The sequence below is a fragment of the Bacteroidetes bacterium GWF2_43_63 genome, from assembly GCA_001769275.1.
GTDB lineage: Bacteria > Bacteroidota > Bacteroidia > Bacteroidales > DTU049 > GWF2-43-63.
Genome location: MEOQ01000022.1, coordinates 94,901 through 116,612, shown reverse-complemented (window position 1 = coordinate 116,612; position 21,712 = coordinate 94,901). Strand labels below are relative to the sequence as shown.

Here is a 21,712-nt window from a genome sequence, read left to right as displayed (position 1 = left end):
TTGACCTTTTTGTGCACGATGAGCCTGATGCAGGTGAGCTTTGCGCAGAAAGAAACAAACCCCGGCGCTGGAACTCAAAGCAGTACCGGCCATTACAAGTATGAAACGGTACCTGGTGATCCGCTCAACGCGAGAATATACACCCTCGAAAATGGGCTGAAAGTGTATATGACCGTTTACAAAAACGTTCCCCGCATTCAGACTTACATTGCCGTTGGTGCAGGTAGCAAAAATGACCCGCATGAAACTACGGGTCTTGCGCATTATTTCGAGCACATGATGTTCAAGGGTACACCAAATTTCGGTACTTCTGATTATGCAAAAGAATCGGTACTGATCGCAAGGGTGGATTCTCTTTTTGAAATCTATCGCACCCTTACCGATGAAAAGGAAAGAGCTGACATGTATAAAATCATTGACAGTGTTTCTTTTGCTGCATCAAAATACGCCATTCCCAACGAATACGACAAGCTGATGGTTTCTATCGGAGCCGAAGGCACCAATGCATATACTTCGTTCGAGCAAACCGTTTATGTTGAAAATGTTCCTTCAAACCAGCTTGAAAACTGGGCTCTTATTCAATCAGACCGCTTTGCAAATCCAGTTCTTCGTGGATTTCATACCGAACTTGAGACCATTTACGAAGAGAAAAACATGACCATGACTTCGGATTCGCGCAAAGTCTTCACCGCTCTGCTCGAAGGCGTGTTCCCGACTCATGAGTATGGCACCCAGACAACCATCGGAACTCAGGAACACATCAAGAATCCTTCGATGAAAAACATCCGCGAGTTTCATGCAAAATACTATGTACCTAACAATATGGCCATTGCGCTTTCCGGTGATTTCAATCCGGATGAAGCCATTAAAGTCATTGACAAATACTTCGGCTCCATGAAACCGGGCAATATGAATGCTTTCGTTCCTGCTGTTGAAAAGCCCATTACCAGCCCTGTTGAGAAAACTGTTTTAGGTCCTGATGCCGCTAATCTGATGATTGGTTTCCGCTTCCCCGGATCAGGTACCGATGACGCACTGAAACTCGAATTGCTTGATATGATTTTGTCGAACAGTGCTGCCGGTATGATTGACCTCAATCTTACTAAAAAGCAAAAAACACTGAAAGCCGGCTCCGGATGCTATGTTCTGAAAGATTATTCTATTCAGTTATTGTATGGAACACCCAAAGAAGGTCAGACATTACAGGAAGTACGTGACCTGCTTTTGGGACAGATCGACGCCATCAAAAAAGGTGAATTCGAAGACTGGTTGCTGCCTGCGATCATCAACGACCTGAAACTGAAACAAGTGAAGGCTTTCGAAGACAATGGTTCACGCGCTGACGCGTTTGTCGATGCATTTATCCTCGGACAGTCATGGGATAAATATATTTCGAAACTCGATCGCATGGCCAAATTCACCAAACAAGACATTGTTGATTTTGCCAATGCCAATTTCAAAGACAACTACGTAATTGTTTACAAAGAAACCGGCAAAGACGAATCCATTAAAAAGATTTCAAAAAACAAGCTTACCAAGCTTGATATGAACCGCGACATGGAGTCGGAAATGCTGAAACAGGTCAAAGTTTCAAAAGTAAATGAAATTGAACCCGTTTATGTTGATTTCGAAAAAGACATCACTGTTTCCAATCTCAAATCAAACATTCCCCTTTACTATGTGCAGAATAAAGAAAACGAAACATTCAGCATGTATTATGTGTTTGACATGGGCAGCAATCATGACAAAAAACTTCCTTACGCTATCGATTATCTGAAATTCATTGGTACCGACAAACTTTCTTCGGAAGAACTGAGTAAAAAATTCTACAGCATTGGATGCGAATTCAATGTTTTCAATTCAGCGGATCAGGTATATGTGCAGCTGAGCGGTTTGAGCGATAATTTTATTGAAGGCCTCGATGTATTTGAAGACCTGCTTGCACACGCCACTCCCAACGAAGAAGCATGGACAAATTTTGTCAACGACGAAATGAAATCCCGCACCGATGCCAAGAAAAATTTACAATATGTATTCAGTTATCTGGTTGGTTATGGACTCTATGGTCCGACAAATCCAATGAACGACCAGCTGTCCGAAAAAGAGCTGAAAGCCATGACTGCTGCCGAAGCTGTGAATATTATCAAGTCGTTGCTTAGCTACAAACATCGTGTACTTTTCTATGGCGACATAACGATGCAGGAACTTTCAAAAACGCTGAACGAAAAACATCTTGCTCCTGCAACATTGAAAGATGTACCTGCTGAGCGCGTTTACACACAACAAGCAACTGAAAAGAATGTCATTTACTGGGCACATTTCGACACACCGCAATCTCAGATTATCATGCTTAACCGTGGTGAAAAAGGCTTCAATGCGACGTTGAATCCAACACTCAGACTGTTTAATGAATATTTCGGCGGCAGCATGAATTCTGTCATCTTCCAGGAAATGCGCGAAGCAAGAGCGTTGGCATACACGGCTATGTCGTTATATCAAACGCCGGAAAAAAACACCGAATATTACTACAGTCTTTCATACATTGCCACGCAATACGACAAGATGCAGACTGCCATTGATGCTTTCCTTGAACTGATGAATGCCATGCCGGAATCGGAAAATGCTTTCAATCTTGCACAAGAAGGAATCATTAAACAAATCCGCACAGCGCGCACCACCCGCGACGATATTTTGTGGAAATACGAAGACTACAAAAAAATCGGCGTTACGGAAGATCTGAACAAAGCCATCTATGCAAAAGTTCCAACAATGACCATGGAAGATCTGAAAAAATTCCAGGCATCCTATATGAAAGATAAACCTCACACTTATCTCATTCTGGGAGACCGCAAATCGCTTCCTTTAAAAATGCTGAAAAAATACGGCAAAGTGAAAGAAGTGAAAATTGAGACATTGTTTGGTTACTAAACCGATAGTGACTTTTTTAAAAAGGCGAGCGTAACTGCCCGCCTTTTTTTTTATCTTTGGGTGATTAATTAATGACTGCATTTGTGAGTAAAAAGCAGTTCTATTAAATAGCCACGATCACAATGAACCGACATTGCTTCATATTTTTTATTGTGTGGCTGAGTGTACAGATGGCTTCAGCCCAGTATTTCAGCTGGGGAAATGAGCCCATCCTGAAATGGAAAGAGCGCTCAACACCGCACCTGAACGTGATTTCGCCATCTTCGTTCAAAGCCGATTCGCTATTTATTCCATATTTCGATTCGGCCATTGTATATCAGACGCACACACTACTTACCGAGCCACGCAAACTTAATATTGTCCTTCATCCAAATACGCTTATTTCGAATGGCTTTGTAGCATGGGCTCCCGCAAGAAGTGAGCTTTTCACAGTTCCGGCCCGTGATTTTTATCCCGGTTTCTGGCCTCAGCAATTGGCATGGCACGAAATGCGGCATTTCGCTCAGTACTCAGTTGCACACCAACAGCTGAAAAAGCGCATCGGATGGGTCTTTGGTGAATACATCACCGTTGGAATGATGGGAATCGTAATTCCCTCCTGGTATATTGAGGGCGATGCCACTGCATCGGAAACAGCTTTTCTGACAACTGGTCGCGGCCGCTCCCCTTCATTTTCAACGCCCTATTTCGCCTGGCTCAACAATCGAAAAAAACTGCCGGATTATGATCGTTGTATGCTTGGTTCAGATTTGAATTACAGCCCTGACAGATATTTGTATGGATACTGGATGGTTGCTGCCGGCCAGCAGCGATTCGGCGCTCATTTCTGGCCAAACATTTATGCCGAAGCATTTATGAAAAGCAATTTCGGAATGTTTCCGCGCACATTCAAGCAAAAAGTACCCGGTCGCACACCACTGAGAATGTTTCATGATTCAACGCTGCAATGGATTAATAAATCAGTAAAAGACGAATTGTCATCGGTGCCACTTTCCATCACGAATTTTGTCACCAATACAAAAGACTACCTCAACTACCGGCCGCTCGGGTGCGATTCTTCGGGAAATGTGATTGCCTTTAGAAAATCATTGCACGGCGAGCCCTGCTTTGTTTCGATCGGAAAAGATCAACACGAAAGTGTAATCCGATACACTGGTTATGTACACGATGACGCATTTGGCTTTGATGGCCGCTATATTTATTTTTCAGAATACAGACCTCATGAAAGATGGGAAATGGTGGACTTTTCGAGAACAATGCGCCTCGATGTTGAAACTGGAAAAATTGAAAACTTATCGGTTACGTACAAAGAATTGATTCCAGCTGTCAGCACCAACGGAAAAGCACTGGCAACCTGCGCTTACAGAAACGATGGAACATATTTGATTTCGATTATGGATCTGAACAATGGTCAAACACTGGGCTGGGCCGAATTTCCATACAACGAACAGCCAATGACAATTGCATTTGATGATGCGACAACTAATTTATTCATCATACAGCAAACCGTTTCAGAACGCCGGATTGTGAAATATAGCGGTACTTCGAAACAAGCTCAGGTGCTGCTATCGTCTAGTCATGAAAATTTCAGCAACCTTGTGATTATTGACGATTACCTGTATTTCAATTCAACGCTGAATGGGAACGAAGAAATATGGCGGATTTCAGTAACTGGCGGAAAACCAGAATGCATCACAAACACAGCTTTTGGTGCGGGTTATCCAGTGTCGGATGGCAGATCAGGTTTGTATTTCAGTGAGATGACTTCCAGTGGATATCAGCTACGGCATATTGACGAAATTAAGCCTGTAGAGCCAGCTTCGAGATGGGAATTCATGTATGAACTTGCTGATACACTCAGCTTGCAAACACAAAAAATGTGTGATTCCGTTTCTGTAACAAGTGTTGAAATTGCAAATTCAAAGCCCTATTCCAAAGGCAAACATCTTATCAACATTCATTCATGGGGACCGCTGTCCATCGACCCATCGGCTGGCACAATCAATCCGGGATTTCAGTTCGATTCGCAAAACATGCTTAGTACGCTGTCTGGCTCAGTTTTCAGCGGTTACAATCTTTCTACGGCTACCATTGAATCAGGTCTGCGACTCAACTATCATGGCTGGTATCCGGTCATATCGCTCGGCTACACCAATTATCTTCCTTTTGTTAACGGAACCGTGAACTATTCTTACAACGATCTGAATTTATCGGCATCACTGCCCTTGATTTATTCGAAAAACGCATGGACATTCCGGATAACACCGCAGCTGGAAACGCGCCCCTGGTGCGCTGTTGACACTGGTGACGGCATGCTGGATTATTCAAGACATGCCGGATATTTATCGCTTTCTGCCTATAAATATACAAACAGTGTAAACCTGTATCCCAAGCTGGGTGTGTTTTTCGGTGGTGGAACACTGTGGCAGGACTTCGATAATCATCAGGGCACATTGCTGGCGGGCATAGGCGGAATGTGGCTTCCTGGTGCTTTCCGTCACGATGGTTTTCGCATTCGCGCCGGATACGAAATGCGCGATACGCTTGCTCTGCCTTTTAGCACCATGATGTCGGCGCCCCGTTGTTACAACCTGATTGAAAACACTGTCCAATCCTTCGTTTCAGCAGAATATGCATGTCCCCTGCTCTACCCCGATATTCACCTTGGATCGCTTGTTTTTCTGAAAAGAATTTCAGCAATGGTGAGCTATGATTATGCACTATCGCCCGAAAATGAAGAATTTTCATCGGCCGGCATTCACCTTATGACCGATGTGCATTTCCTGCGGCTATACACTCCGGTCCGGCTTGTATTCTCAGAATACTATATGCAACCTGCCAATGAGTGGCAGTTTCAGTTCGGACTGAGTTATGATTTGTATGCGTATTGAAATTGAAAAACGAGGATGTCTCAAAATTAAAAATCGTTACGATATTCCATCGTCCGCCAGCAGGCGGATATGGAATCGTCGTAACAACTTCAAAAGCAACGATTCCATATCCTCACGCTTCTACGTCGCATTCGGACGATGGAATATTGTTTTTGAAGAAGATGATGTTTTGAGACATCCTCGATAGTATTCACATCAATATAAAACTTCCACCTCCAGCGTATCGCCCGGAATGGTGTGAAGCGTATCGGAATCGTATGTAACCGCATTGTTTTTCGTAAGCGATTTGAAAAACATCAGATCAAATCCACCCACCGACTTGCAATAAAAAGTGGTGTCAACGGTCATTCCATCGTAGGAGACTGGTGTTGAGCTACAGCAGTCGAAGCTGCTGATGGGATTATTTGTGAAATAGGCAATCAGCTTGTCGTTGCTGTCGAAAGGCGTTGCGTTTTTGATATGCATTTTTAGTGTTGCTTCAGATGGAAAATCAAACACTTCATCATATGGATCTTCAGGACTGATACTGCCTGCTGATACAGTTTTCTGCGCAGAGTAATAACCGTCTTTCAACAATAAGAAGCGGAACGAATCATACGCACTCTCTTCAATGATAAATTCAAATTCACCGGCAGCGTTTGTGGTAATAGTGGCAATGGTAACAAACGATGAATTATAGACGCCTTCAACGACTCCATTGGCCTGCAGTGTCACTTTCACGCCGGCAACCGGAATGTTTTGATATGGATCCAGCACACGCCCGCTGAGGGTGATGGTGTCAGGATCTTTTTTGCATGAAAACACAGAAATGGCAAGCAGAAAAATCAGGTAATATCTTTTCATAGCACTAAGGTATGAAGAATTTTCATACTTGGAAGTTGTATATTTGCACTAATAATTTTTTCGTGAACTAAAATAATTTAAGCATGAAAACAGTATTTGTGCTCATATTCAGTTTGCTTTTAGCGGGCTCCGTATTCTCACAGTTTTCCGAATACGACACCATTGCAAGTTTTCAGTACACCACGACCTACGAAAAAGCTGAATACATCAAAGATTCGGATTCAACCGCGCACTGGGAGTTTACATTCCGCCATGCTGATGGTGATTTGTTCACATTTAAGCATTATTCCTACCGATTCGCCAATAATCTTTTATTGAACAAAGGAATGAAAGAAGGAGACGATACCGCTATAAACATTGGAAAGCGGTTTCTGGTTAAGTACTGTGACCTGAATGAACATATATGGTATGATGAAGATGCCTATTGGTGGGACGAAGACTATGATTACGATGAAGAAATAAACTACTATTCGGGCATTTCGGCTGATTTTGCTCAATGAGCGTAGTGCTAATATGTTGATTATCTACATTTTATAAATAACGACGGCTGAAGTAAATTTCTTTTGGTCAGCCACTTGGCGGTTTCAAAATAAATTTCTACCTTTGCACCCCGTTTAAATAAACGAAGTAACCAATTAAAAAAACACACAAAATGGTAAGACGTTACGAAACCGTTTTCATTATGACTCCCGTTTTGTCTGATGAACAGGCAAAGGAAACGGTACAGAAATTCAGAAAGCTCCTCACCGACAAGGGTGCTCAGATTAGGCACGAAGAGGACTGGGGGTTAAAAAAGTTAGCCTACCCGATTCAGAAAAAAACCACCGGATTTTATCGTTTGATAGAATTTGAAGCTGAAGGCACCGTGGTTTCAGAACTTGAAGTGAATTACAAACGCGACGAGCGCGTGATTCGTTTCCTGACTGTTTCATTGGACAAGTACGGAGTTGAGTTTGTGGAAAAACGCCGCAGGCTGAAAGCCGACAAAGCCAAAGAAGAAGGTAAAAAAGAACCCGAAGTTTAACCCTGAAAAAAATCAACGAAAATGGCACAACAAGGAAATGATATCCGCTATTTAACGCCGATCAACATTGAAACGAAGAAGAAAAAATACTGTCGTTTCAAGAAGGCCCGCATCAAATATATCGATTATAAAGATGCTGAATTCCTGATCAAATTCGTGAACGACCAGGGTAAAATTCTGCCCCGTCGCATCACCGGCACTTCAACCAAATTCCAGAAAAAGATTTCACGCGCCATCAAACGCGCTCGTCATCTTGCTCTGCTGCCTTTTGTTACTGACCTTTTAAAATAACCAGGAGGGATAAATTATGGAAGTCATACTCACACAAGACGTGAAAAATCTAGGATACAAAGACGACTGCGTAAAAGTTCGTCCCGGATACGGCCGCAATTTTCTTATCCCCCGCGGAATGGCTATTATAGCTACCGAGTCCGCCAGGAAAGTTCTTGCTGAAAATCTGAAACAGCGCGCATTCAAAGAAGATAAAATCCGCAAAGAAGCCGAAGCTTTGGCTGAAAAACTGAAAGACGTGAAACTCGTCATTAAAACAAAAGCCGCTGCTACAGGCAAAATCTACGGAAGCGTCAATAATATTCAGGTTGCTGAAGCGCTCAAAGAACAACACAATTTCGATGTTGACCGCAAGAAAATTGAGGTTGCCAACGATACCATCAAGGAAACCGGAACCTATACGGCAAAAGTGAACTTGTATAAGGACATCAAAGCCGAAATCACCATCGAGGTGGTCGGCGAAGAATAATCCTTTATTCTATTTCGAAAAAGCTGTTCATTAATCGTGAGCAGCTTTTTTTATTGCCTTTCCTCGCGCGAATTTGCAATTACAACTCTACACCTCACGCGGATTTGTAATCCGTGCGCTTTCCTTTCCTAACGCAAATTTGCATTCCGTACTCATAATTATTATTTTTGCACTCAAACATCCACCCATGAATAAAATTGTACTGACTCTTCTGATCCTTTTCCTGTCAGCAACGGTTTCCTTTGCACAAACCGACGAAACCAAACGCCAGAAAGGCGTGCGCTCCAGCTCCAATAGCTTTTATATTAATGTGCTTGGACCAACCATACCCGGATCACTCAATTATGAACGCATCTGGACTAAAAATGGCGTTTTGAATATCGGCACCAAGATAGGCGGATTTTTTATTAATCTGCCAAAACTTGATAAACTAACCATAATAAACGGAACCGCCGAATGCACCTTCATTTTCGGGCGTTCTGCCCATCTGTTCGAAATGGGAATCGGCTGGGCCGGACATTATGGAAATTATTTTTCCGAAGAGGATGGTGTTACAAAACATTATGCAGTACCGACAAGCACTTTCAGCATGCATTACCGCTATCAAAAACCCAAAGGTGGCGTGTTCTTTCATGTCGGGTTCACTGGCTCTTCAATTCTAATGTTTGGATCAACAGACCTGGTTGAAATGGCCGCCGGAAATGCCGCTATTTATGGATTCAAAGGACTGACGGGCGAAAAACCGTCCTTTAGTTTGTTCTCGATTGGAGTCGGTGCTTCGTTCTGAGAATTCGGGTTACACAAAATACCAGATTTCACTACCTTTGTCACATGCCTTCTGCTTCAGAAATAAAATTATTTCGTTCACTCAAAGACAAGTCTTCGCGCGAAGAACACAATCTTTTTGTCGCTGAAACGCCCAAGGTGGTTTCTGATCTGATTGCAAGCGGTCTGTATGCAAAAAACATTTACACACTACACAATTGCACCACTGAATGGCAGAAAAAATATCCGCAATTAAATATCGAAGGCGTTTCAAACAAAGAGTTGGAGCGACTTTCGCTTCTTAAACAGCCCCATGATGTCTGCGCCGTTTTCGGAATTCCTGAAGAAAATAAATTCGAACAACAATACGTCACTTTAATTCTCGACAACATCAGCGATCCCGGAAACATGGGCACCATCCTGCGTTCGACGCACTGGTTCGGAATAAAAAACATACTTTGTACTCAAAACGGCGTCGACATTTATAATCCCAAAGTGGTGCAAAGCACGATGGGAAGCCTGGCTCGTGTAAATGTTTTTTACCGCTCATCCGAAGAAATCGCGTCCATGCTTGATGAAAGAACCTGCATTTTCGGAACTTTCATGGATGGAGAAAGTATTTTTACAGCAGAAATAAATGCTCCGCTTGCTGTGATTATCGGGAGCGAAGCACATGGGATTGTAAGTCTCGAATCGCTGGTACAGCGCCGCATTTCGATTCCGGCCTCCAACAACAATGATCGCCCGGAATCGCTCAATGCAGCGGTGGCTGCAGCCATCATTATGTCGGTGGTTTCAAAAATCATCTGACGATGCGTGCACTGTTTATTCTGCTGCTGACATTCATTGCATCGTCGTGCGCAATCAGATTGCATGATAAAAAATTTCTTAAATGCGCAGTTGAGACTTCAGGGCTGGCTGTTTCTGATGACAGTAATAAATTATATACTATCGAAGACAGTGGAAACGGTCCCTTCGTTTATGAAATAAACAAAAACGGAAATTACCTTGAATGCTGGGATTTCATTCACAGGACCAACATTGACTGGGAAGCAATGGCCAACGACAGTGATGCATATTTCATTGGCGATATCGGCAACAATCTGCGCAATCGCGATACGCTAACGATATACAAACAATTTTTCGATACCCTGTCTGAAGAAAGGATGGAAACGCAGTTTGTATGCGATCATCCGCTGGCTCCCTTCGATTTCGAAGCCATGTTTTTTGCAAACGATAGTATGTTTCTGATCACGAAAAATCACGGCGAAAAATACACATACCTGTTTCGGGTTGAAATCAATTATGAACTAAATAAAATTACACCCATCGACTCAGCCCGCATCCGGGGCCAGATTACAGGAGCCGATTACGATACAAAAAACAAACTGCTGGTCATGACCGGTTATCGCTGGTACATTCCTTTTGTGATCGTAAATAGAAATACCGAACCCTCGGAAGCGCTCCGCCGCCCATTTAAGCGACGCACGTTCTGGCTCAGGCCAGCCTTGCAAACCGAAGCTGTTGTGATTGTCAGCACCGAAGAAATCTATATTTCGTCTGAAGGAAATCCGCTCCACAGGCCGGCTTTGTTTAAACTGAAACTATCTAAGAGGGATAAATAAGCTTCAATAGATCCGATTAAGTTTGTAAAATAAAAAGTTTATAAAGTTCATAAAGGCAATTTATCAGATTGGAGATGGATGCTTTGAAATGTAGACTGAATAACGGTTTGACGTGGTCAAAAAAATATTTTCGGTTGGGCTTAGCTTCCAAACTAAGCCCAGCATATTTCAACCGAATTTTTTTTGACTACGTCAAACCGTACACTATTTCGTTGCAACCGTATCCGAAGATAGTCGGGTTGACTTGTATCCGAATGACTCAAGCATAGAAACAGCGGCAGCATAATCGGCTTCGCTCAGATGCGAATGCTCAAAAATCACCATGCCGGGCTTGCTTCGATTGAAATCAAATTGTTTCAGTATTTCGTAATCATACCCTTCTGTATCGACGTGCAGCAAATCAATACCTTCTTCAACCGGCCACCTGCCCAATATTTCAGAGAAGCTCATGCATTTGACCTTGATTTCTTCAATATAATCCTTCTTGTCAGCAGGTGGCGTAACCCCTTCCTTTTTGCAGCGTTTATCTACGTATCCCGACTCAATTACTTTTTCAATCTGGGACCTGTTGAATGAGCTCAATCCAGTCGCCCAGCGCTGTCGCGTAAAAGAAATCCGGTATAGAATTCTGCCTGAAACATGACTATCTACTGCTGCATTGAGCGGCATGATGTCCATTCCATAATAAAGTTTTTTGAGCAATTGATAGGCCTCTGGTTGTGGCTCTGTGAGTATTCCGCTCCAACGATCACGGATAATGAATTTATGCAAAGGATCATGCTGAATGCCATCATTGCTGCCGACCTGGATAAAGCGAACCGAATTCAGCGATTTTGAAAATGCATCTATATGTGCAGCAAGAGAGCCAGCGGCGGGCTTCCACAGATGCTTATAATAACATCTTAATATTGGTTTGCAGTGTTGAGCAAGAAAACGCCGGACAGCAAACGAGAAAGTTTTGAATATCTTTTTCATTCAAATATGTATGTGAATCGCAGGTTGGGACAACGGGCAAAAGTATAGAATTTCAGCCATATGCAAAGAAAACAATGTGCTATTTTGTTCACTGTTTCGGGCAAACACGTACATTTGCAATCAATTCGCAAAAAGCACAAGTTGAAATGGCAGAACTGCAAATTCTAAAAACCGGATTACCGCTGATTTACATCCAGCGTAATCAGAAGATCGGCCATATGGTTATTCACTTCAACCGTGGCTCATCCTCCGATCCCGAAAAGCTGCAGGGCGCAGTACATCTGCTCGAACACATGCTTTTCAAAGGAACAAAAACCCGCAACTATTTTGATCTTATCTGTGGCATCGAACATCTCGGAGCCGACCTCAACGCCTTTACTACCAAGGAAAACATGATCCTTCATGTCTCCTACCCTGATCAATACATGGATGAAATTTGCCTGATACTTTCCGACATTGTCAATAATTCTGTGTTCGATGAAAAGGAACTGAAAAAGGAAAAACAGGTCATCTGCGATGAAATAAAATCGTACCGTGATACGCCGGAAGAATTTATTTACGATGAGTGGGAGCGGTTGATGCTTACAGGCAACGGGCTAAGTCATCCGATTCTTGGAACAGCAGCGTCGGTAAATCGCATGACACTTGGGGACTTGAAAAAACTTTACAAAACGGTACGTAGCGATTTCCAGATCTCTGTTGTAAGCAGCCGCACAAAAGATCAGATAAAAAAAATCATAGCAAAGCATTTTACATCAAAAGTGAAGAGCACACGTGCGATTAATCTCACAAAACTCATACGGGAAGATAAACCAAAAATCAAAGTCCTGAACGACGATGTCAGTCAGGCACATATTATTCTTGGCCGCATTGGGCCTCATTTTACGCACGACGATCAGTTGCCTGTTTATCTGTTGTCATCGTTCCTTGGAGGCAGCGCCATGAGCTCAGTGTTGAATATGGAAATGCGTGAAAAAAGAGGTATTTCGTACACCGTTGAAGCATCATTGCAAAGCTATCGCGACAAAGGACTTTTCTTTACCTATTTCACCTGCGACAAACAGCGCACCTGGAAAGCAATGCAAGTTATCGCTGATATATTTGATCATTACCGGAACAACGGCCTGACAAAAGATGAATTCGACACGCTGATACGAATGACGAAAAGTCAATACACCATGTTCTTTGAACCAGCGCTGAATGAAGCCATGTATCATGCGAAATTTTATCAGTATTTCAATCAGATTGTCCAAATCCCCGACCTGATGAAAGAGCTTGGAAAAACCAAACGCGAATCAATAAATAGGGTCGCTGCAAAAATGCTGGACTTCGAAAAATTCAGCCGCATTTCCATCGAAAAAAAATGAGTACACTCAGCGATGCCATAGAAAAATTCTGTCTGAACAACAGCACGCCTTCGGGCGATGTACTGAAAGCCGTGTTTCGCGACACCTGGGTGAATGTGATGTATCCGCAGATGATTACCAATGAGCTGCAGGGACAATTGCTGAGCATGATCTCGGTGCTTTCAAAACCGCATCGCATTCTCGAAATAGGGACGTTTACGGGCTATGGGACCCTATGTCTGGCTTCGGGATTAACCGATGTCGGAAAGATCATTACCATTGAGAAAAACGCAGAACTGGAAAGCAGAATCCGAAACAATATTGCTTCCGCTTTGCTGACCGAAAAAACAGAACTTCATATTGGCGATGCCACCGAAATAATTCAAAAAGAATTTTCAAGTAATATAGCATCATTTGATATTATTTATATCGATGCCGACAAGGAAAATTATTCGGCATATTTGAATCTAACATACCCGCTTCTGAGGCCGGGCGGCGTGCTGTTGGCCGACAATGTTTTCTGGGGTGGAAAGATGTTTGATGAAAATACAAAACCCACCAAAGAAAGCACCGGCGTAAAGACTTTTCTCAGCGATGCCGCTGCCCTGCCCTGGCACAGCCGCACCATTATTCCAGTTGGCGACGGATTGTTTTTTGGAATTAAATAATTGTTCCCGCGCGATTGAATCGCGCGGGAACGTATTTTTTTTAGCTGGTGCGCGATTTATTCGCGCACCAGCTAAAAAAAAAGCCCGCTTCGCAGCGGGCTTTATGCAGAATAATCTACGATTTACTTTTTGCTAGCTACAACTGGAGCAGCTTTAGGAGCAGCAACTTTTTTCACTGCTTTTTTCACTACTTTTTTCACAGCAGCTTTCTTAGGAGCAACTTTCTTAGCAACAACTTTTTTAGCTACGGCTTTTTTTGGAGCAGCTTTTTTCACTACTTTCTTAGCTACAACTTTTTTAGCTACGGCTTTTTTTGGAGCAGCTTTTTTCACGACTTTCTTAGCTACAACTTTTTTTGCAGCAGCTTTTTTTGGAGCGGCTTTTTTAGCTACAACTTTCTTAGCTACGGCTTTCTTAGCTACAACTTTTTTAGCTACGGCTTTCTTAGCTACAACTTTTTTAGCTACGGCTTTTTTAGCTACAACTTTTTTAGCTACAGCTTTTTTAGCTACAACTTTCTTAGCTACAACTTTTTTAGCAGCAGCTTTTTTAGGAGCTACAGCTTTTTTAGCTACAGCTTTTTTCGGGGCAGCTTTTGCTTTCACAGCAGTTGCTTTTTTTGGAGCGGCTTTTTTAGCTACTACCTTTTTTTTCGGGGTTGCTTTTTCCATTTTATTTGCGTTTTTAATTGGGTTTCCTTTTTTCTCTTTTGCTGCTTTTTCTGTTTTGAGAGCAGCCTGTGCAGCAGCCAGGCGGGCGATCGGAACACGGAACGGGCTGCAGCTCACATAGGCCATTCCAAGACTGTAGCAGAATTCTACAGAATTGGGTTCGCCACCATGCTCACCACAAATACCCAGTTTAATTTCTTTTCTGGTTTGACGACCACGTTCACACGCAATTTTCATCAATTCACCCACACTGTTGCGGTCAATAACCTGGAAAGGATCTACCGGCAGAATTTTCTGGTCAAGATAATCGGGCAGGAATCCGCCGATATCGTCACGTGAAAAACCGAAGGTCATCTGTGTAAGGTCGTTGGTGCCGAAACTGAAGAACTGTGCATACTTTGCCAATTTATCTGCATTCAGCGCAGCACGTGGAATTTCGATCATCGTTCCTACAAGATGAGGAATATCTTTCAGATTATGTTTCTTAAGAACTTCGGAATATACCTTATTAATTATCGCATATTGATGAGCAAGCTCCGTTTCAATACATGTAACAGGAATCATGATTTCAGGATAAGGCTTCTTGCCTGCTTTGATCAGTTCGGCAGCTGCATCGAAAATAGCACGTACCTGCATCTCGGTAACTTCAGGATAGGTAATTCCCAAACGAACTCCACGGTGTCCCATCATTGGATTGTTCTCGTGAAGAAGATCAGCACGTCTGCAGAATTCGTCCATCGAAATGTTCAGACTTTTTGCAAGTTCGGCACGGGCAGCTTCCTGTTGAGGAACAAATTCGTGAAGCGGCGGATCAAGCGTACGAATGGTTACGGGATAACCGTTCATAGCTTCCAGTGTGCCTTTGATGTCTTTCTTTACAAATGAATACAATTCGTCAATGGCTTTCTGACGTTCTTCTTTTGTATTTGAAATAATCATTTTGCGAAGTGAGAACAATGCATTTTCGCTGCCACGTCCGTAGAACATATGCTCGGTGCGGAAAAGACCAATACCTTCGGCGCCAAATTCCAAAGCTTTCTTTGCATCATCAGGAGTATCAGCATTGGTGCGGACTTTCATGGTGCGGTATTTATCAACCAGCTTCATGAAACGAATGAAAAATAGATTTTCAGCGGCACTCACCATTCCGATTGCACCTTCATACACATGACCTTTGCTACCGTTAAGTGAAATCACATCGCCTTCATGATATGTGGTGTTACCAGCAATCATGGTTTTTTTGTGAGCATCAATTTTCACTTCACCAGCACCAACGATGCAGCATTTTCCCCAACCGCGGGCAACAAGAGCAGCATGACTGGTCATACCACCTCGGGCAGTAAGAATAGCAACTGCAGCGCGCATACCATCAATGTCTTCGGGATTTGTTTCTTCACGAACCAGAATGCAGTTGATGTTTTTCTTTGCAAATTCAATGGCATCTTTCGATGTGAAGGCAATTTTTCCAACTGCACCACCAGGACCTGCAGGAAGACCTTTGGTAATGATCTTTGCTTTTTTCTCAGCATTGGCATCAAGAATCGGGTGCAAAAGTTCGTCAAGCTGCGAAGGCTGGACACGAAGAATTGCTTCTTTTTCGGTGATGATTTTACTATCGGCCATATCCAGCGCCATGCGAACAGCCGCAGTACCATTGCGTTTTCCAACGCGGCACTGAAGCATCCACAAACGTCCGTCCTGAATAGTGAATTCGATGTCAAGCATATCTTTATAATGCTTTTCCAGTTTTTTCTGAATGGCATCGAGTTCTTTGTACACAACCGGCATACCTTTTTCAAGACTCACCTGATGTTTGTTGTGCTCGTTTTTACCAACTTCGTTGATGGGGTTTGGGGTACGAATACCAGCAACAACATCTTCGCCCTGTGCATTGGCTAACCATTCACCATAAAAATAATTGTCGCCGGTTGCAGGATTACGGGTGAAAGCAACACCTGTTGCAGATGAATCACCCATGTTTCCGAACACCATCGCCTGGACGTTTACAGCGGTTCCCCAAGCTTCGGGAATGTTTTCGATAGCGCGATAACTGATAGCACGCTTTCCGTTCCAGCTGCGGAATACAGCAAAGACAGCACCCCATAATTGTTCCATGGGATCTTCCGGGAAAGGCTTACCTAAAACTTCCTTTACCTTATATTTATAGACTTCAATGAGATTTTTAAGATCGTCAGCAGAAAGGTCAGTGTCCAATTTCACACCACGTTGGTCTTTTACTTTCTGAAGTTCTTTTTCCAGCTGATGACGGATTCCTTTTCCTTCGGCAGGTTCAATACCGGCAGCTTTTTCCATCACCACATCCGAATACATTTGAATAAGGCGACGCTGACTATCGTAAACAAAACGAGGATTGTTTGTTTTTGCAATCAACGCTTCGCGCGTTTCATTATTCAAACCAACATTCAAAATTGTTTCCATCATTCCAGGCATCGATGCACGAGCACCTGAACGAACGGATAACAGCAGCGGATTTTTTTTGTCGCCAAAACCGGCGTTCATTACTTTCGCAATGAAATTTAATCCGTCTTTCATTTCTTTTCCCAGGACATCCTTCATCTTCTTTTCACCAATGGCGTAATATTCATTACACACTTCGGTGGTGATTGTAAGGCCGGCAGGAACCGGAAGTCCGATGAGGTTCATTTCAGCAAGGTTTGCTCCTTTGCCGCCAAGCAGATTTTTCATATCTGCTTTTCCTTCTGCTTTTTTGTTTCCAAAAATGTAAACGCGTTTCTTCGATGCCATAAAATTCTTTTTCAAAACTTTTTTTATTCGCAGCAAAAATAATCATTTTTTATTCAATGCAACATTTTTCATTTATTAGCAATTGTTTTTTATCAACAAATCTGAAAATTAAAAAACATGCGAAACATTGCATGAACACTAGGTTTTTCGAAAACACGTGTCGGAGTTATTCACAATTCCCGTTTGAAAAGTATTTGACGCTTAAAAATATTTCACCTGTAATCAGAACTTTTTACGCAAAATCAATCAACATTGTTGCATTATGTAACCCGCATAAATACTACTATTTTCATTATGCTGATGAAAAATGGACGCATAAAACAGCATAAATTATTTCAAGTCGCAAAAAATAAATTCAAGTCGCAAAAAATAAATTTTCGATTAAACTGCATTTGCAATTAAAAGTCGTTTCTTCTTACACATCAATTCTTGTATACCCGCATGAACAGCGCTTTTCATCGATGCACAAAAAAACCGGACACTGATTTTGGAATCGTATCCGGTTAACCCAAGAAAAAAAGAAAAAAGAAAAAAAGGATGCTCCCGGAAAATTCCGGAACTCAAATTGAAAAATTCAGCTGCTTTTCCGGTAACTTAAAACTGCCCATCCATTGAAAAAAACCGCGAATGAAATCAGAGCTACAAGCTGAGTCGTCAACTCTGCAAAGCCGCTTCCCTTCAGGTAAACCAGACGCAACACCTGTATCATATATTTCAACGGACTGAAGTTGCTGATGACTTGTGCCCAGCCCGGCATATTTTCGACCGGGGTATATAGCCCACTCAGAAAAATAAATGTGATCACAAAAAAGAACATCATGAAAATTGCCTGCTGAATGGTCTGTGCATAATTGGAAATCACCAACCCAAAACCAGAAAATGCAAATACGAACAATGAGGCGTAAACGTAGATTACAAGCAGATTTCCGGCCGGTACTAACCCATAGGCAATATAGGCGACTAAAAATGAAATACTGATTACTACAAACCCAAGTGCCCAGTATGGTATAAGCTTCGACAAAATGAAATACAACTTTTTTACGGGAGTTACATTCATCTGTTCGATGCTTCCGTCTTCTTTTTCTCCGACAATATTCAATGCGGGCAAAAAGCCGGAAACCATAGCCAGAATCATAATCATAATGGCCGGTATCATCGTCACCCGATACAACAATTGCGGATTGAAACGATAGTCGGGAATGATTTCAAATCGGGGCGCATTCAATCTGCTGCTTCCCGAAAACCATTCAGCTCTCACTTCGGAACTGAAGCTCCGGATGATGCTTGCAAGATACGAACTGCCTATGCCTCCTTTCATTCCGTTCACGGTGTTGGCAGCAATCAAAACCTGTGTTTTCTGTTCCTTCACAAGGTCTTTTTCGAAGCCGGTTGGAATTTCCAGAATCATGTCCGACTTCCCTTTTTCGACCGATTGCAAAGCACCGGAAAACGTTTCCGAGACGTTGGTCACTTTGAAATATTCCGATGCCTGCACATGCTGAATGAGCAAACGCGAATACGATGATTTGTCGTGATCGACAATACTCAGATTGATATTTTTGATTTCGAAATCAGCCGCCAGGGGGAAAATCAAAACGGCTACCAGCGGCATAATAATCATCATTTTCGGAAGCGCCTTGTTCCGGAAAAACTGTTTGAACTCTTTTTCGAGCAGGTATTTCAGCATAATTAATCCAGTCTGATTTTGAAATTTCGCAAACTAAGAACAAGAAGTAAAATGGCCATAGTTGACAATACGACCACCTGTGTAGCTATAGCGGAAAATCCAACACCCATGATCATAATCGCGCGTGTTGCTTCGATATACCACTTCACCGGTAAAATCTGCGCAACCATTTGCAACGCAAACGGCATGCTTGAAACAGGAAATATCAGTCCCGACAATAAAACGGCAGGTAACAGCAACCCCATTGCCGAGGCGAGCAAAGCAACCATCTGCCTGCTGACGAGAGTGGAAATCAGAATGCCAATGGCCAGCGATACAAAAATGAAAAGCAGTGAAACGGCAATCAGTAATAACCAGCTTCCGTTTACCGGCACCCCCATAATAACAGTGGCTATAAAAATGATGGTGGCAAAATTCAACAACGATATCATGAAAAACGGAACCACTTTCGCCAGAATAATACTGATGGGTTTCATGGGCGAAACAAGCAGAATTTCCATATTGCCCTTTTCTTTTTCACGCACAATAGAAACGGATGTCATCATGGCGCAAACAAGCATGATGAGCATGCCCATCACCCCAGGCACCGTATTGTACAATCCTTTCATGGTGGGATTATACAGCAGTCTGATCTCCGGTTCAATCTGATACGGAACTGCTGCCGATTTGAAAATATCCTGCTGGTACGAGAGCATCAGATTCTGTGCATACAGCGTGAGCGTATTCGCAGTATTTGGATCAGACCCGTCGGTAACAATTCTCACCTGCGCATCTCCGGTATGCAGCATGCTGTTGTAAAAGTTCTCTCCGAAAATGATAAACATTCCAATATCGCCTTGTTGGAAAATTTGTTCTGCTTCCTGGGGACTGTTTACATATCCGTCGAATACAAAATACTCGCTGGTTTCGAGTTTGTTTACGATGCCCTGTGTTGCAACATCGCGCGAAGGGTCAAACACAACAAAATGGGAATTGCGGATTTCGGTGGTGATGGCATAGCCGAAAAGAATGAGCATAACAACGGGCAGCACCAACAAAATTATCATGGTCCATCGGTCACGAAGGATGTGATAAAATTCTTTCTGAGTAAATATCCAAAACTGTCTCATATCAATCTGCTTTACGGTTGGCACCTCTCGTGAGCTGATGAAAAACATTTTCCATAGAATCGACTCCTGCTGCTTTTTTCAATTCCGACGGCGTATCAAGTGCAGCCATTTTTCCATCCACCATTATTGAAACACGGTTGCAATATTCGGCTTCGTCGAGATAATGGGTGGTAACAAAAACCGTGATGCCCTCATCGGATGATTTATAAATTAATTCCCAGAATTGTCGTCGCACTACCGGATCAACACCACTGGTGGGCTCATCCAGAAATACAATTTGCGGCCGGTGAAAAATCGAAATCGAAAAAGCCAGCTTCTGTTTCCATCCAAGGGGCAACGATTTTACCAGCGTGTTTTTCTCTGAAAGAAAATCAATGGACGAAAGCATCTCGTCGGTGCGCGGAGCAATTTCCTTATCCGGCACTCCATAAATCCCGGCATACAAACGAATATTTTCCCACACTTTCAAATCTTCGTACAAAGCAAATTTCTGACTCATGTATCCAATGCTTTTTTTCACCTGCTCGCTTTGGTGAGCTATATCAAAACCCGCTACCAATCCCGTTCCTGACGTTGGTTTGCTCAATCCGCACAGCATTCGCATGGCGGTGGTTTTTCCTGCTCCGTTGGCACCCAGGAAACCAAAAATCTCCCCTTGCTTCACGGTGAAAGTAAGGTGATCGACCGCAGTGAAAGATCCGAATTTTTTGGTCAGCTGATCGGCAACAATTACGTCCTTCATTATTTTTTGGTGCTTAAGTGAATAAAACAATCTTCAATTCCTGCCTCAATCGGAAAGGCATCAACCATTTCGTGACCTTGTGCAGTTAGAGACATTTTCAGTTCTTCGGTTGTCAGCGCAGCATCTTCAATAAGGACATGGTGCGCATCTCCGAAAGCATAACAGATGCCGGTGGAAGGATGGTTTCTCAGATCAGTCAGCAGCTTTGACATGTTGCGGCTTCTGACTGCCCAGATGATTTCGCCAAAATCCTTTACTATGTTATCCGGTGTATCGGTTTTGAAAATCTTTCCCGACTGAATCAGGGCGATGCGGTCGCACATGGCAGCTTCATTCATATATGGGGTCGATACAAGAATGGTGATTCCTTCAACTTTCAATTTCTTCAGCATCTCCCAGAATTCTTTGCGCGAAACGGGATCCACACCGGTAGTGGGCTCATCGAGAAACAACACCGATGGTTTATGAATCAGTGCACAACTCAGGGCGAGTTTTTGTTTCATTCCGCCTGACAATGCTCCTGCCCGGCGTTTTTTAAATGGTTCAATCTGTTGGTATATGTCGCGGATCAAATTGTAGTTTTCAGCAATGTTGGTATTGAAAACACTGGCAAATACTTTTAGATTTTCTTCAACAGTCAGGTCCTGATACAACGAGAAACGTCCGGGCATGTACCCGGCCAGATGCCGGATTTTCTTGTAGTCTTTCACTACATCAAAACCATCTACCAGAGCGGTTCCGCTGTCTGCAAGAATCAACGTGGTGAGTATTCGGAACAAAGTGGTCTTCCCAGCTCCGTCGGGTCCGATGATGCCAAATATTTCTCCTTTTTCGGCGGAAAAACTGACGCCATTTAATGCCTGAACAGCACCGTATTTTTTGCAGATATTTTCGACAAGTACTGACATTTTA

17 protein-coding genes and 2 pseudogenes are annotated in these 21,712 nt (G+C 42.9%); 12 read left to right on the top strand and 7 right to left on the bottom strand.

Annotation, left to right across the window (positions count from 1 at the left end; translation table 11 throughout):
• Nucleotides 1-18: 18 nt before the first annotated feature.
• Nucleotides 19-2,928: a peptidase M16 gene (locus tag A2W93_11450; protein ID OFY54886.1), complete on the top strand. Its 2,910-nt coding sequence runs from the start codon at nt 19-21 to the stop codon at nt 2,926-2,928.
• A 170-nt stretch (nt 2,929-3,098) separates the two neighbouring features.
• Nucleotides 3,099-5,819, top strand: a complete 2,721-nt coding sequence (locus A2W93_11445) for a hypothetical protein (protein ID OFY54885.1) — start codon at nt 3,099-3,101, stop codon at nt 5,817-5,819.
• A gap of 195 nt (nt 5,820-6,014) precedes the next feature.
• On the opposite strand, the gene A2W93_11440 is transcribed toward A2W93_11445, so the two are convergent.
• Complete coding sequence (locus A2W93_11440; GenBank protein OFY54884.1) at nt 6,015-6,662, bottom strand: hypothetical protein; 648 nt, start codon at nt 6,660-6,662, stop codon at nt 6,015-6,017.
• 83 nt (nt 6,663-6,745) lie between these two features.
• Between A2W93_11440 and A2W93_11435 the strand changes: the two genes are divergently transcribed.
• The 7 genes from A2W93_11435 to A2W93_11405 all read left to right on the top strand — a co-directional run bounded on the left by A2W93_11435 (nt 6,746) and on the right by A2W93_11405 (nt 10,836).
• Nucleotides 6,746-7,162: a hypothetical protein gene (locus A2W93_11435; GenBank protein OFY54883.1), complete on the top strand. Its 417-nt coding sequence runs from the start codon at nt 6,746-6,748 to the stop codon at nt 7,160-7,162.
• Between the two features lie 152 nt (nt 7,163-7,314).
• A complete protein-coding gene (locus A2W93_11430; GenBank protein ID OFY54882.1) occupies nt 7,315-7,686 on the top strand; it encodes a 30S ribosomal protein S6 in 372 nt (123 codons plus the stop codon).
• A gap of 21 nt (nt 7,687-7,707) precedes the next feature.
• Nucleotides 7,708-7,977 carry a 30S ribosomal protein S18 gene (locus A2W93_11425; GenBank protein ID OFY54881.1) on the top strand — a complete coding sequence of 90 codons (270 nt, stop codon included), beginning with the start codon at nt 7,708-7,710 and terminating at the stop codon, nt 7,975-7,977.
• A 16-nt stretch (nt 7,978-7,993) separates the two neighbouring features.
• Entirely contained in the window at nt 7,994-8,446 is a 453-nt protein-coding gene (locus tag A2W93_11420) for a 50S ribosomal protein L9 (GenBank protein ID OFY54880.1), read from the top strand.
• A 187-nt stretch (nt 8,447-8,633) separates the two neighbouring features.
• Entirely contained in the window at nt 8,634-9,233 is a 600-nt protein-coding gene (locus A2W93_11415) for a hypothetical protein (GenBank protein OFY54879.1), read from the top strand.
• 44 nt (nt 9,234-9,277) lie between these two features.
• Nucleotides 9,278-10,021 (top strand): hypothetical protein, encoded by a 744-nt coding sequence (locus A2W93_11410; GenBank protein ID OFY54878.1) that lies wholly within the window; start codon nt 9,278-9,280, stop codon nt 10,019-10,021.
• Between the two features lie 2 nt (nt 10,022-10,023).
• Nucleotides 10,024-10,836 carry a hypothetical protein gene (locus A2W93_11405; protein OFY54877.1) on the top strand — a complete coding sequence of 271 codons (813 nt, stop codon included), beginning with the start codon at nt 10,024-10,026 and terminating at the stop codon, nt 10,834-10,836.
• A gap of 204 nt (nt 10,837-11,040) precedes the next feature.
• Here A2W93_11405 and A2W93_11400 read toward each other — a convergent pair whose 3' ends face one another.
• Nucleotides 11,041-11,811, bottom strand: coding sequence for a hypothetical protein (locus A2W93_11400; GenBank protein OFY54876.1), 771 nt, complete (start codon nt 11,809-11,811; stop codon nt 11,041-11,043).
• A 74-nt stretch (nt 11,812-11,885) separates the two neighbouring features.
• Here A2W93_11400 and A2W93_11395 point away from each other — a divergent pair, with 74 nt between their 5' ends.
• Complete coding sequence (locus A2W93_11395; protein OFY54875.1) at nt 11,886-13,178, top strand: hypothetical protein; 1,293 nt, start codon at nt 11,886-11,888, stop codon at nt 13,176-13,178.
• Nucleotides 13,175-13,825: a hypothetical protein gene (locus A2W93_11390; GenBank protein ID OFY54874.1), complete on the top strand. Its 651-nt coding sequence runs from the start codon at nt 13,175-13,177 to the stop codon at nt 13,823-13,825. Before A2W93_11395 ends, A2W93_11390 begins: the two co-directional genes overlap by 4 nt.
• 665 nt (nt 13,826-14,490) lie before the next feature.
• Here A2W93_11390 and A2W93_11385 read toward each other — a convergent pair.
• Nucleotides 14,491-17,262 (bottom strand): annotated as a pseudogene (locus A2W93_11385) (pyruvate, phosphate dikinase).
• Between the two features lie 56 nt (nt 17,263-17,318).
• Here A2W93_11385 and A2W93_11380 point away from each other — a divergent pair.
• Nucleotides 17,319-17,591 (top strand): hypothetical protein, encoded by a 273-nt coding sequence (locus A2W93_11380; protein OFY54873.1) that lies wholly within the window; start codon nt 17,319-17,321, stop codon nt 17,589-17,591.
• 245 nt (nt 17,592-17,836) lie between these two features.
• Here A2W93_11380 and A2W93_11375 read toward each other — a convergent pair whose 3' ends face one another.
• From A2W93_11375 to A2W93_11360, 4 genes and pseudogenes are all read right to left on the bottom strand, one after another.
• The gene (locus A2W93_11375; GenBank protein ID OFY54872.1) at nt 17,837-18,949 is read right to left on the bottom strand and encodes an ABC transporter permease; all 1,113 of its coding nucleotides are present in this window, start codon (nt 18,947-18,949) and stop codon (nt 17,837-17,839) included.
• A 2-nt stretch (nt 18,950-18,951) separates the two neighbouring features.
• A complete protein-coding gene (locus A2W93_11370; GenBank protein OFY54953.1) occupies nt 18,952-20,058 on the bottom strand; it encodes a multidrug ABC transporter permease in 1,107 nt (368 codons plus the stop codon).
• Between the two features lies 1 nt (nt 20,059).
• Nucleotides 20,060-20,818 (bottom strand): annotated as a pseudogene (locus A2W93_11365) (ABC transporter ATP-binding protein).
• A complete protein-coding gene (locus A2W93_11360; protein ID OFY54871.1) occupies nt 20,800-21,708 on the bottom strand; it encodes an ATPase in 909 nt (302 codons plus the stop codon). Before A2W93_11360 ends, A2W93_11365 begins: the two are co-directional and overlap by 19 nt.
• Nucleotides 21,709-21,712: the final 4 nt, after the last annotated feature.

Coding starts and splice junctions, on each gene's coding strand:
- A2W93_11450 (OFY54886.1), top strand. CDS start 19: ATGAGCCTGATGCAGGTGAGCTTTGCGCAGAAAGAAACAAACCCCGGC.
- A2W93_11445 (OFY54885.1), top strand. CDS start 3,099: ATGGCTTCAGCCCAGTATTTCAGCTGGGGAAATGAGCCCATCCTGAAA.
- A2W93_11440 (OFY54884.1), bottom strand. CDS start 6,662: ATGAAAAGATATTACCTGATTTTTCTGCTTGCCATTTCTGTGTTTTCA.
- A2W93_11435 (OFY54883.1), top strand. CDS start 6,746: ATGAAAACAGTATTTGTGCTCATATTCAGTTTGCTTTTAGCGGGCTCC.
- A2W93_11430 (OFY54882.1), top strand. CDS start 7,315: ATGGTAAGACGTTACGAAACCGTTTTCATTATGACTCCCGTTTTGTCT.
- A2W93_11425 (OFY54881.1), top strand. CDS start 7,708: ATGGCACAACAAGGAAATGATATCCGCTATTTAACGCCGATCAACATT.
- A2W93_11420 (OFY54880.1), top strand. CDS start 7,994: ATGGAAGTCATACTCACACAAGACGTGAAAAATCTAGGATACAAAGAC.
- A2W93_11415 (OFY54879.1), top strand. CDS start 8,634: ATGAATAAAATTGTACTGACTCTTCTGATCCTTTTCCTGTCAGCAACG.
- A2W93_11410 (OFY54878.1), top strand. CDS start 9,278: ATGCCTTCTGCTTCAGAAATAAAATTATTTCGTTCACTCAAAGACAAG.
- A2W93_11405 (OFY54877.1), top strand. CDS start 10,024: ATGCGTGCACTGTTTATTCTGCTGCTGACATTCATTGCATCGTCGTGC.
- A2W93_11400 (OFY54876.1), bottom strand. CDS start 11,811: ATGAAAAAGATATTCAAAACTTTCTCGTTTGCTGTCCGGCGTTTTCTT.
- A2W93_11395 (OFY54875.1), top strand. CDS start 11,886: ATGTGCTATTTTGTTCACTGTTTCGGGCAAACACGTACATTTGCAATC.
- A2W93_11390 (OFY54874.1), top strand. CDS start 13,175: ATGAGTACACTCAGCGATGCCATAGAAAAATTCTGTCTGAACAACAGC.
- A2W93_11380 (OFY54873.1), top strand. CDS start 17,319: ATGCAACATTTTTCATTTATTAGCAATTGTTTTTTATCAACAAATCTG.
- A2W93_11375 (OFY54872.1), bottom strand. CDS start 18,949: ATGCTGAAATACCTGCTCGAAAAAGAGTTCAAACAGTTTTTCCGGAAC.
- A2W93_11370 (OFY54953.1), bottom strand. CDS start 20,058: ATGAGACAGTTTTGGATATTTACTCAGAAAGAATTTTATCACATCCTT.
- A2W93_11360 (OFY54871.1), bottom strand. CDS start 21,708: ATGTCAGTACTTGTCGAAAATATCTGCAAAAAATACGGTGCTGTTCAG.